Origin of the sequence: Lactobacillus delbrueckii subsp. bulgaricus, from assembly GCF_046938665.1 — a bacterium.
Classification (GTDB): Bacteria; Bacillota; Bacilli; order Lactobacillales; family Lactobacillaceae; genus Lactobacillus; species Lactobacillus delbrueckii_C.
Window position 1 is genome coordinate 1 of record NZ_JBKZCD010000116.1, and the last position, 210, is coordinate 210.

Below are 210 nucleotides of genomic sequence, written 5' to 3' on the forward strand. Positions count from 1 at the left end.
TCACCAGTCTTGTAGTCAGTGCCCTTAGATACGCTAGGTGACAGTTCGTTGCCATCCACATCCACGAACTTCTCAGTAAGGCCGTACTTAGCTGCTGGAGTTTCGTCCTTAGTGTAAGGAACCGGAGTGTCCTTAGTCGGATCTTCTGGAGTTACCTTTGGAACATCTGTCTTGTAGCCTGGCACTTTCGGAGTTGGTTCGTTTGGAACT

Annotated in this window: 1 protein-coding gene; it reads right to left on the reverse strand. The window is 49.0% G+C overall.

Features of this window, described 5'->3' with window-relative positions:
• Positions 1–210 (reverse strand): hypothetical protein (locus tag ACLUXO_RS10490; RefSeq protein WP_412137473.1); only part of this gene is annotated, 210 nt, incomplete at both ends.